This window comes from Bhargavaea ullalensis, from assembly GCF_042432615.1.
Taxonomy (GTDB): Bacteria; Bacillota; Bacilli; order Bacillales_A; family Planococcaceae; genus Bhargavaea; species Bhargavaea ullalensis.
The window spans coordinates 61,766-72,727 of record NZ_JBHLWY010000011.1 but is presented as its reverse complement, the minus strand read 5'-3'; the positions used below and the strand labels follow the sequence as shown (position 1 = coordinate 72,727).

The window sequence follows — 10,962 nt, the reverse complement described above, 5'->3', positions numbered from 1 at the left end:
CAGTATATCCGTCAATCTCCGGACAGGCAATGCCGTCAGCATTTGGCCATCGGAGACTAGCAATAACACAATTAAGCCTGGCGGCTCGAACGAAACTCGGATACCGCTTCGTAAACCTGCTGATTCTAGAGGTTGGAATTCTGTGCCACTCGTCCAAATCATTCACTAGCTTACACTGTTTTCTGAATAATGGTGCAAGTTCCGTGAACTTAATCAACCAATAGCCGGCTGGTGTATTTAGATCGCAATAGGAAAGAAAGCTGCACTTATGGCTATAATCAGCCATAAGTGCAGCTTTAGTACCGCATCGGGTTAATAATCGTACCAGTTAGATTTTGGATCCATTGTTTTCTCAATGCCCTCTGTTATTACTTTTTCTTGAATAGCCCTAAATATCCTTGCGAAACTCGGAATTGCATACAATCCTTTCTTGCCATCTACTCTTTTAGTCCGACACTGTCCGATAATTGAGCCGCTATCTAAAGTAAACGGAAACTGCTTTGTGCTATAAGAGTAGCCACGTTTATCGAGTAATTCCTTGCGCTTTTTTATTACCTGCAGGACCGTAGAGACCAACCAACGGTCTAACTCAATCATTTGTTCTTCATCATCTAACAAAGGATAGAAACTCATTAACCCTTTGAAGTTTAGACGCTTGTATGACCCGTTTAGATAGTTTTGAAGCATTTGCTCATTAAGGTTGCCATATAAGTATCGTCGTATTTGCATAACTGAACTCAAAAATGCAGGATCCTTATCGTTATTAGGGATGGTAAGAGAAACTAAAGTAGGTTTCTTCAAAGGCTGTATCATATTTTTGTAAAGTATGTAGCTTATATTTTTTTTAATTTTTGCTACTGATTGAGGCTTGATACCTATGCTATCAGATGATAACTTGTATCCCAAAAATTCAATCGCCTCTTTGTTAACGCTGATTTCAGCTGGGAGCCCACTTTTTGAAAGTAAACTGATGCCTTCAGACTTGGAATAGTTAATTTTAATCCCGGCTTCTTTCGAAAACTGTTCAATGAAAACGAAAGACTTACAAATCTTATTATAATCATTTGACCAAATTACCGTGTCATCGGCATACCTGGCAAATCTTAAGCCTTCTGATTCTAATTTTTTGTCTAAACTCCAACATGCAAGGTTAGCGAGGAACAGCGAAATTGAAGTTCCTTGAGGTATTCCTTGTTCAAAATGATAGAGAAAGGAGGAAATGATTTTTTTCTCAAAATCACTAATTAGGAAGCCGTTGCTATTAAATTGAGATGTTAGATATTCTTTACTAATAGATCCGAAAAAATCTTTGAAATCAAATTCCGCTACAAATAGTCTTGGGTTATCTTTTAAATCTAAAGCAATATCTTGAATTGCATAATGTACGTTTCTATCATTTCGATAAGCATATGAAAAGGAACTAAATCGGTGTTTATTTTTACTTAGGAGTCTTTCATAAAAGTAATGAGAGATAGCTTCATCAGGAATTTGGAAGATATAAATGTCTCTGCTTTTCCTTTTATCCTTTTTAGAGATGGTTTTTTTATAGGGAGGGAAGGGCTTATAGGTCCCGTTGATTAATTTGTGGAAAATTGACTTTGCTATTTTCTTATGATGCTTAATGACGAAAAAGGGATTATACTTCTTATCTACATTCCATTCCTTTGGGACATAAATCTTTTTCATTGGAGGAGGAGAAATCCTTCGTTTATCCCGTTGATTCAATATCTCAATAGCATTATGATACTTATGGTATTCTGTTGCTTTTCGTTCTGCTAATGAAAGAATATGTCTTTCAATATCCTTTAGTTCCATTTTTATGTCCCCCTTATAACAAAAGGTCTTGCCTTACGGCAAGACCTTCCACGGAAACTATAATTAAAAGTAGGTCTTCACGTAGAATCCATTTTGAAGAAAAAGAATCCATCATGCAAACCAGGAGGTTTGATATATAGTTTCCGTTCGTCACCTAATGACATACACTAATTATGACACTTTAAGTCTTCATAATCAAGGGAACTTTTCTCCAACTTCCCGCTTATTTACTCAATCTCGCCGAAGGGATCGATGCCATTGGCATGGTGAAAAAGGGAAAGACCCAGTACCATGTCGACGGGAGATCTGTCGATCTCAAAGAACTTTACCAATTGGACAGGCGACAGGAAGGCGACACGGGAATTCTCCGTTCAATCCACTGCATGTGCTCTCGTGGCAACACCGTTGCGAAGCGGATCCAAGAACGATTGGCGGATTGTTTTATGAGCTTTGTGATGAAGTAGATGAACTCGACTGGGGCGTTGCTTTGCAGGAATTGACCCGTCTTCTTGAAAGTGCCCTCGAAAATTTGGACCGCATGGCCAGAAAACTCATCGGGAGGCAAGTCCAGCATTGGATTGCCGGTCTGCCCAGTTATATCAGGGCCTATCTGCCAAATTCTCTATGCGAAAGTTGAGTATATAAGTGGTTGTGATTGATTATTCCACGGCTTTTGATGTTCAACAGAGATTAAAGAACCTCAAAACGCGGCCACCTGGCATAATGCTAGGTGGCCGCGTTTTGAAATGTATGTATCGTATCAAGGGAGCCCGTAAGGGGGCGAGTCGATAAAAGATTTACAAACTGAGTAACGTTGCCTCTAAGCGTGTGCAACTCGTACTCAATTCCTCAACCCCCTTCTTTAACTTGTTAAACTGTCCGAATAATTGAATCCGATGCCTTTCTTCATTGACAACGCTTTCACCAGAATATACACTTTGTTTATACCTTAAACAAAGTAAAAATTCACTTGTCTGTTCAGAAAGGAGCTTTTCGATGTCTTATTTCTCTGATCTTCCGAAGGTGGTTTATGAGGGGCCCACCTCTGATAACCCGTTTGCGTTCAAGTTTTACAATCCCGACGAGATGGTCGGCGGGAAGACGATGAAGGAGCATCTGCGGTTCGGCGTGGCGTATTGGCATACGTTCACCGAGGATTTGTCGGATCCGTTCGGTGCCGGCACGGCGATCCGGCCGTGGAATCATCTGTCCGGCCTGGACTTGGCGAAGGCCCGTGTGGAAGGGGCATTTGAGTTCTTTGAGAAGCTCGGGGTTCCGTTCTTCTGCTTCCATGACGTGGACATTGCGCCGGAGGGGGAGACGCTCCGGGAGTCGAACGAGAATCTCGATGTGATTGTCGGCATGATCAAGGATTACATGAAACACAGCGACACGAAGCTGCTTTGGAACACGGTGAACAATTTCAGCCACCCGCGGTTCGTCCACGGGGCGGCTTCGTCGAACAGTGCCGACGTGTTCGCCTATGCGGCGGCGAAAGTGAAAAAAGGTCTTGAAGTCGGCAAGGAGCTGGGCGCGGAGAACTATGTGTTCTGGGGCGGACGTGAAGGATATGAAACGCTGCTCAACACGGACATGAAGCTTGAACTCGACAACCTTGGCCGGTTCTTCCACATGGCGGTCGACTACGCGAAGGAAATCGGCTTTGACGCCCAGTTCCTGATCGAGCCGAAGCCGAAGGAGCCGACTTCCCACCAGTACGACTTTGATGTGGCGAGCGGCTATGCGTTCCTCCAGCATTACGGCCTCCAGGACCGGTTCAAGTTCAACATCGAAGCCAACCATGCGACGCTTGCGGGCCATACGTTCGAGCATGAGCTGCACTACGCGCGGATCCACGGGATGCTCGGATCGGTCGATGCGAACCAGGGCCACCCGCTGCTCGGATGGGACACCGATGAGTTCCCGTCCGATCTGTATGCGACGACACTCGCCATGTATGAAATCCTCCAAAACGGCGGACTCGGCCGGGGCGGTCTCAACTTCGACGCCAAGGTCCGCAGGGGTTCTTTCCAAAAAGATGACCTTCTGATCGCACATATCCTCGGGATGGACAGCTTCGCGGCCGGGCTGAAAGTTGCCCAGAAGCTGATCGACGACCGGGCGCTTGAGCGGGTCGTGGAAGACCGGTATGCGAGCTTCTCCGAAGGGATCGGCAAGGACATCGTCGAAGGACGGGCTGACTTCCGTGCGCTCGAAGAACATGCGCTCGGCCTGAAGGAGATCGGAAACAGGTCGGGGCGGCTCGAGCAGATCAAGTCGACGATCAACCAGTACCTCCTGCGCACATTCGCAGGGGAATGAGGGAAAGACGATGGGTTATGTGATCGGGATTGACCTCGGAACGAGCGCGGTGAAGGCGCTGCTCGTCGACCGGACTGGCGAAGTCGTCGGCGAGGCGACGCGCGCCTATCCGCTCATCCAGGAAAAGTCGGGCTACAGTGAACAGAATCCGGAAGACTGGGTGCGGGCGACAATCGTGGCGCTTTCCGAGCTGACGGAGAACTTTGGAGGCAGCCGCGAGGAGATCGAGGGGCTCAGCTTTTCCGGGCAGATGCACGGGCTGGTGCTGCTGGACGGGGAGATGCGGGTGCTCCGCAACGCGATCCTTTGGAACGACACCCGCACGACTGCGCAGTGCACGGAGATCGAAGAACGGGTCGGCCGGGAGCGGCTGCTCGGCATCACGAAGAACATCGCCATGGAAGGGTTCACCCTCCCGAAGCTGTTGTGGGTGAAAGATCATGAACCGGCTGTTTTCGAGCAGGCGCGAATGTTCCTCCTGCCGAAAGACTACGTCCGCTACCGGCTCACCGGCAGTGCGGAGATGGACCTGTCCGACGCGGCGGGGACGCTGCTGCTGGATGTCCGGAAAAACGAATGGAGCGGAGAGATGTGCCGGCTGCTCGGCCTGGACGAATCACTTTGCCCGCCGCTCGTGGAGTCGCAGGATGAAACGGGCCGGCTCCTGCCGGAAATGACGGCGATCACCGGACTCTCGCCGAACACCCGCGTGTTTGCGGGAGGCGCGGATAATGCGTGCGGCGCAATCGGGGCCGGCATCCTCGAGGAAGGGAAGACGCTCTGCAGCATCGGCACGTCGGGCGTCATTCTCTCTTATGAAGAAGATGCCCGCAAGGACTTCGGGGGCAAGGTCCACTACTTCAACCACGGCGCGCCCGGGAGCTACTACACGATGGGCGTGACCCTGTCGGCCGGGCACAGCCTGTCCTGGCTGCGCGACACGTTCGCCGAGGGCGTTTATTTTGAAGAATTGCTGCGGGACGTAGGATCGGTGCCGGCCGGTTCGGACGGGTTGCTGTACACGCCTTACTTGTCCGGAGAGCGGACGCCGCATGTAGATGCGTCGATCCGGGGGAGCTTTATCGGGATCGATGCTTCCCACAGGTTGCGGCATTTCACGCGGGCGGTGCTCGAAGGCATCACTTTTTCTCTGAATGAATCGATCCGGCTGTTCCGCGAAAACGGCAAGACGGTCGACACCGTCGTCTCCGTCGGGGGCGGGGCGAGAAATGCGCCATGGCTCCAGATGCAGGCAGACGTGTTTGATGCGACCGTCGTAAGGCTGAAAAGCGAGCAGGGGCCCGGCATGGGTGCTGCGATGCTTGCCGCGGCCGGCTGTGGCTGGTTTGATTCGCTGAAGGAATGCGCGGACGTGTTCCTGAAACCGGACATGGTTTACCGGCCGGATCCGGAGACAGTCGGGATTTATGAAGAGCTGTTCGATATCTACCGGGACGTGTACCCGGCGACGGCGCCGATCAGCCGGCGTCTCGCCAAGTTCCGGAAGTAGGCGGCATTTCCGCGGGAGACGGATCTTCTGCGGGATCGCCTGTAGGGGAAAAGAAAGCGCTTTAACGGTTCGGGAGGCAACACACGAAGGGAGGAGAGGGGGATGGTCTTTGCCGGGTGCAGGGGCGCCATTCTCCGGTTAGGATGAAAAGCCAAAACAGCAACAGATACATTGTGTTCATTACGCTGATCGCCACGCTTGGCGGCCTGCTGTTCGGATATGACACCGCGGTGATTTCCGGTGCGGAGCAGTCGCTGCAGAAGTATCTGATCGACAGTCTCGGCCTCAGTTCATTCGTCCACGGGTTCACGGTTTCCAGTGCGCTCATCGGGTGCATCATCGGGGGAGCGGTGTCCGGGCTGTTCTCGAACAACCTCGGCCGCCGGAACTCGCTCATCGTCGCGGCGCTGCTGTTCACGGTGTCGGCACTCGGCTCGGCTTATCCGGAGCTCCTGTTCTTCACGAAAGATGAGCCGACGATCGGGCTGCTCGTCATGTTCAACATCTACCGGATCCTCGGCGGGATCGGCGTCGGCCTCGCATCCGCGATTTCCCCGACGTACATCGGTGAAATCGCCCCGGCCGCCATCCGGGGGAAACTCGTGTCGTGGTATCAGTTCGCTGTCATCTTCGGCATGCTCGTCGTCTACTTCGTCAACTGGGGCATTGCGAGCGGGCAGACCCGCGAATGGATCAACGACGTCGGCTGGCGGTTTATGTTCGCCTCCGAGACGATCCCGGCGCTGCTGTTCTTCTTCCTGCTGTTCTGCGTGCCGGAAACCCCGAGATTCCTCGCATCCCGCAACCGGAACGACGAGGCGTTCAATGTGCTGCAAAAGCTGAACGGCACGAAAGAAAAAGCCGAAAGCATCCTGCTGGAGATCAAGGCGTCGCTGAACGCGCCGAACCGTTCCGGCAAGCTGTTTTCATACGGCCGGACGGTCATCATCGTCGGCATCATGCTGTCGATCTTCCAGCAGTTTGTCGGGATCAACGTCGCGCTCTACTATGCGCCGCGGATCTTTGAAAGCATGGGCGCCGGGCAAAGCGCTTCGATGGTTCAGACCGTCGTCATGGGACTCGTCAACGTCGTCTTTACGGTGATCGCAATCATGACGGTCGAGAAATGGGGGAGAAAACCGCTCCTCATCATCGGCTCGATCGGCATGGCGGTCGGCATGTTCGGCGTCGCGGGACTCGCTTCTTTCCACGTGATCGGCATCTCGACGCTCGTCTTCATCATCATTTACACTGCGTCGTTCATGATGTCGTGGGGGCCGATCTGCTGGGTCATGCTCGCAGAGATCTTCCCGAACAAAATCCGCGGGCAGGCGATGGCGATCGCCGTCGCCGCGCAGTGGGCCGCCAATTTCTTCATTTCATCCACCTACCCGGCGATGATGGACTTCAGCGGCGCCCTCACGTACGGATTCTACGGACTGATGAGCGTGCTGTCCGCCTTGTTCGTCCTGAAGTGGGTGCCTGAAACGAAAGGCAAGACGCTCGAGGAACTCGAAGGTCTCTGGGGAGAAGAGGAAGAAGAAGTGGCTTCCGGCGGCATGAGTGAAGCACGCCATAGCTGAAGGAAAGAGCCGGAGAGCGGGTAGTGCGTTCTCCGGCTTTTTCTGTCGGCGTGGGAAACGTGGTATTCTGGTTGGTAACAGTAGGAGCAGGGGAGGACCATATGAGGCAGATCCAGACAGGCAACCAAGCAATGGTGAAAACAATCAACAAGTCCATCGTCCTGGACTTGATCATCCAAAACGGCCCGATCTCACGGGCGGACATCTCCAAAGAAACCGGGCTCAACCGCGCCACCGTCTCGACGATGGTCGCCGAACTGATCGAAGACTCGTTCGTGTTTGAAATCGGAGAAGGCAAATCAAGCGGCGGACGAAAACCCGTCATGCTTTATTTCAATGAACGGGCCGGATTCGCGGTCGGGATTGACCTCGGCGTGAACTATCTGCTCGGCGTGTTGACCGATTTAAACGGAGCGGTCGTCCAAGAGATCTCGGTGCCGTTGGTGGGTCGCGAAGAAGAACGGGTGGTGGAGGCATTGGAAGGGATGATGCGCAAGCTGATCGGGCGAGCTCCGGAAAGCCCGTACGGCGTCGTCGGCATCGGCGTCGGCGTCCCGGGAATCGTCGACCGCGAAGGCAAAATCCTATTCGCCCCGAACCTCGGCTGGCGCGACGTCGAACTGAAACCCCGGCTCGAGCGGACATTCGGCGTCCCCGTCCAGATCATCAACGAAGCCAACGCCGGCGCAAACGGCGAATGCCTCTACGGTGCCGGAAAACTCGCCGCCGACCAGGTCTACATCTCCATCGGCATCGGCATCGGCGCCGGCATCATCATCGACGGCCAACTCTACTCCGGCAAAACCGGCATCGCCGGAGAAGTCGGCCACATGACCATCCAGGCGACAGGGGACAGATGTCGTTGCGGCAACTATGGATGCTGGGAGCTGTATGCGTCGGAGAAGGCGTTGCTGGGGGAAGTGGGGGAGGGAGAGAGTGGGAGTGCGGAGAGCGGAGTGAGTGACAGTGCGGGGGACGGAGCGGGCGGTGTTCCGGGTGAGCGTGCTGCAGCAGAGGAAGGCGACCGCCTGGAGGAAATCTTGGCCCGTGCCCAAACCGGCGACCCGCACGTCCTCGCGGCGCTCGACAAAATCGGCGCCTCCATCGGCATCGGCCTCATTTCAATCATTCACTCTTTCAATCCCGAGACAGTTATCATCGGAAATCGCCTCGCCCGGTTCGGCGAATGGCTGAGAGAACCTATTCAGAAGGTGCTGGACGAAAGACTCGCCACCCATCAAGGGGAAACACCAGAGATTCAATTCTCCTTGCTGGGACGGGATTCATGCGCAGTCGGAGCGGCTGCGTTTCGAATTACCGGGTTTTTGGAGCGGTTGGGGGGAGAGGGGAAGGTTGGGTGAGGGTGTGGGGTAGTGATTGAGGGGGAGAATTGGCTACAGGACAGCTGTATAACCGGAAAAGGTACCGACTCGGAGCCGATTGCCACCGACTCGCGTCAGATTGGTACCCACTCAGGGCGGTTTGCTACCGGCTCGCGCCAAATTGCTACCCACTCGAGCACAATAAATATTTAAAAGGAGGAAAGCGGACGCCGCTCTCCTCCTTTTAAATATGCCCTCGCAGAACTTCCAGTACATCCTTGTCTGCGTTTGCCTGGTCGCTTTTGCTCATTTTCCCGTAAATATTCCCGAACAGCCCGTACTCAATGGCTTCCCGGGCAGGGTCATACCAAATTGTGCCGGCGAAGCGGCCGGTCTTTTCTTTCACCCGGATGCCGAGAAGGTTTGCGTTGGTTCTTGTGATGTCGTTCGATACCACTTCGCCGATTCCGTGGATTTGATTCATGGGGGATTCTCCTTTGTCTTTGGTTTTAATTAAACGGTATCTTCAGTGTAAATCTCCTGCGGTGTCTCAATCCACTGTTTGACTTGACGACCGTACTCTAAAGGAATCAACTTGAACGAATAAAAGAGAAGCATGCGCGAAAACAGCGCATGCTTCTTTATGTTCATGGTCGTAACTCTGTAACCTACATGAAAATCACTCTGTTGGTTTGGTTGGTTCAATAACAATGATGTTGTCTTTGGTAATCTCTTTCGTTGCCGGAGCGACCGCTGGGTTTTTAGCAACGGAATTATCCGTAATCACCAGCGCCTCGTTGTTTGGACCTTCCGGGACAATGGTGATGGTGGAAGTCTGCTCGATGTCCATCGGTGGGATGCTGACATAAACTTTTCCGTTTTCTACATCTACGTCTGAAATTTTCACCTGGGTTCCGCCTGCTTTAAAAATCAGGTCATCTCCAACGTTTTCGACGTTATAGCGGGTTATCCCATTTAAAATATTTATCAGATCGAAGTCACGATCTTCATCAAGTCCTTGTGTACTAAAATACAAAGGTGCCATCTCTTCGGAGAATGTCAGCTCAAGGGTATCTGTGATTTCAGAATCCGAAGAAGGAATGACGTAATGGGCAGAGACCAGGGTTGGGGAGACATTATCACCATACGTACCCTTGATTGTGAAGTTTTCAGGTTCTTCACCATTATTGGCTGCCCATGCATTATTAACCACGATGGAGCCATCGATGTTTCGGATATTTCTTGTAAACTCCAGTGTATACTCAAAGTCTTCGGTAACCTCTTGATCCGTTCCCAAAGTGATGATGATATACCCTGTTTTAAGTTGCACTTTTGATCCGGCAGGCATAGGTCCGCCGTTAAACAGATAATTGGAAAGGTCGAGAGCGGAATCGGTCAAATACGGGATGTCCACTCTGATTTCATTCTGATCTTCATTTTTATAAACAGTAATCGGCTCGGCATAAGTCTGCTCTCTGACGTCCACTTGAAAAGACGCTTTCAGGTCTGTATCCGCTACAGTCCCGGTAAGAATATATGTACCGATTTCATCCTTCATGAGATTGCTCGTGTCCCACTTTACCGCCTTGGTCGTTTGTGTTCCATCTTCCAGCATTACTTTGACTGTCTCAGGAAGTACAGGTGTTATCCCAACTGTAATTGGTAGTGCGTAGTCGGGACTAATGACAGACTTGACTCGTACCGGAAGTGGCTCCTTCGGATCCAGTCCTTCTGACACTTTATAGGCACGGACCAGGAACGAGGCGAACTGCCCCCGGCTGGTTTTGCTCAGCGGGTGGTACGGATTGGCGTTGGAGACGCCGTTTTCATAGATGATTTCGATCGACTTGGCATAACCGGACTGTTTTGTGTCTTTGATGCCCGGATTGCCTTCTTTATCCTTGAAGTCGAACGCCCGCACGAGGACTTCTGCAATCTGGTCGCGCGGCATCAGTTTGGACGCCATCAGCTGGTTGTTCGATCCTTCGAAGATGCCCGCTTCTTTCACGATCTTCGAGTAAGTGACCAGTTCCTTGTCAGCCCAGCTGTCCGGAACGTCCGCAAAGTTTTTTACCTCAGAGATATTGTGCTCCTTGATGTATTCCTCGAGTGTCATCCCGCTCTTTGCGACCACGTACTTGCCGAACGCTTTCGCGACATTTCCGCGGTTCAGCTTCTGATCCGGCTTGAACGTCGAGTCGTTATAGCCGGTCATGATTCCCAGTGCCTGAGCCTCCAAGATCGACTCATAGTGTGAACTTGTTGCCGGTACGTCCGAGAATTTCTTGGATGTTGGCATCGGAGCCGCCGCCACCGGCACAACTGCCGATCCTACGAGGGCAGAAGCTGCCGCGATTGCCGCGGCTCTTTTGTATGTATTTGCTTTCAAAAAGAATAACCTCCTAAATAA

General features: G+C 52.0%; 7 protein-coding genes and 1 pseudogene. 5 read left to right on the top strand and 3 right to left on the bottom strand.

The window, feature by feature from the left end; genetic code table 11:
• Nucleotides 1-312: 312 nt before the first annotated feature.
• On the bottom strand, nt 313-1,815 hold the full coding sequence (locus ACFFIY_RS03200; RefSeq protein ID WP_354197829.1) for a reverse transcriptase domain-containing protein: 1,503 nt from the start codon (nt 1,813-1,815) through the stop codon (nt 313-315).
• A 385-nt stretch (nt 1,816-2,200) separates the two neighbouring features.
• Between ACFFIY_RS03200 and ACFFIY_RS14375 the strand changes: the two are divergent.
• From ACFFIY_RS14375 to ACFFIY_RS03180, 5 genes and pseudogenes are all read left to right on the top strand, one after another.
• A pseudogene (locus tag ACFFIY_RS14375) lies at nt 2,201-2,452 on the top strand (IS4 family transposase); the annotation flags it as partial.
• Nucleotides 2,453-2,811: 359 nt separating this feature from the next.
• A complete protein-coding gene (gene xylA / locus ACFFIY_RS03195) occupies nt 2,812-4,137 on the top strand; it encodes a xylose isomerase (protein WP_354197831.1) in 1,326 nt (441 codons plus the stop codon).
• 10 nt (nt 4,138-4,147) lie between these two features.
• Complete coding sequence (gene xylB / locus ACFFIY_RS03190; protein WP_354197833.1) at nt 4,148-5,647, top strand: xylulokinase; 1,500 nt, start codon at nt 4,148-4,150, stop codon at nt 5,645-5,647.
• 143 nt (nt 5,648-5,790) lie between these two features.
• Nucleotides 5,791-7,230 (top strand): D-xylose transporter XylE, encoded by a 1,440-nt coding sequence (gene xylE, locus ACFFIY_RS03185; protein ID WP_354197835.1) that lies wholly within the window; start codon nt 5,791-5,793, stop codon nt 7,228-7,230.
• A 131-nt stretch (nt 7,231-7,361) separates the two neighbouring features.
• Entirely contained in the window at nt 7,362-8,591 is a 1,230-nt protein-coding gene (locus tag ACFFIY_RS03180; protein ID WP_376837176.1) for an ROK family protein, read from the top strand.
• A gap of 205 nt (nt 8,592-8,796) precedes the next feature.
• On the opposite strand, the gene ACFFIY_RS03175 is transcribed toward ACFFIY_RS03180, so the two are convergent.
• Both ACFFIY_RS03175 and ACFFIY_RS03170 read right to left on the bottom strand, forming a co-directional pair.
• A complete protein-coding gene (locus ACFFIY_RS03175; protein ID WP_354197839.1) occupies nt 8,797-9,036 on the bottom strand; it encodes a hypothetical protein in 240 nt (79 codons plus the stop codon).
• Nucleotides 9,037-9,231: 195 nt separating this feature from the next.
• On the bottom strand, nt 9,232-10,941 hold the full coding sequence (locus tag ACFFIY_RS03170; protein WP_354197841.1) for an S-layer homology domain-containing protein: 1,710 nt from the start codon (nt 10,939-10,941) through the stop codon (nt 9,232-9,234).
• Nucleotides 10,942-10,962: the final 21 nt, after the last annotated feature.

Coding starts and splice junctions, on each gene's coding strand:
- ACFFIY_RS03200 (WP_354197829.1), bottom strand. CDS start 1,815: ATGGAACTAAAGGATATTGAAAGACATATTCTTTCATTAGCAGAACGA.
- xylA (WP_354197831.1), top strand. CDS start 2,812: ATGTCTTATTTCTCTGATCTTCCGAAGGTGGTTTATGAGGGGCCCACC.
- xylB (WP_354197833.1), top strand. CDS start 4,148: ATGGGTTATGTGATCGGGATTGACCTCGGAACGAGCGCGGTGAAGGCG.
- xylE (WP_354197835.1), top strand. CDS start 5,791: ATGAAAAGCCAAAACAGCAACAGATACATTGTGTTCATTACGCTGATC.
- ACFFIY_RS03180 (WP_376837176.1), top strand. CDS start 7,362: ATGGTGAAAACAATCAACAAGTCCATCGTCCTGGACTTGATCATCCAA.
- ACFFIY_RS03175 (WP_354197839.1), bottom strand. CDS start 9,036: ATGAATCAAATCCACGGAATCGGCGAAGTGGTATCGAACGACATCACA.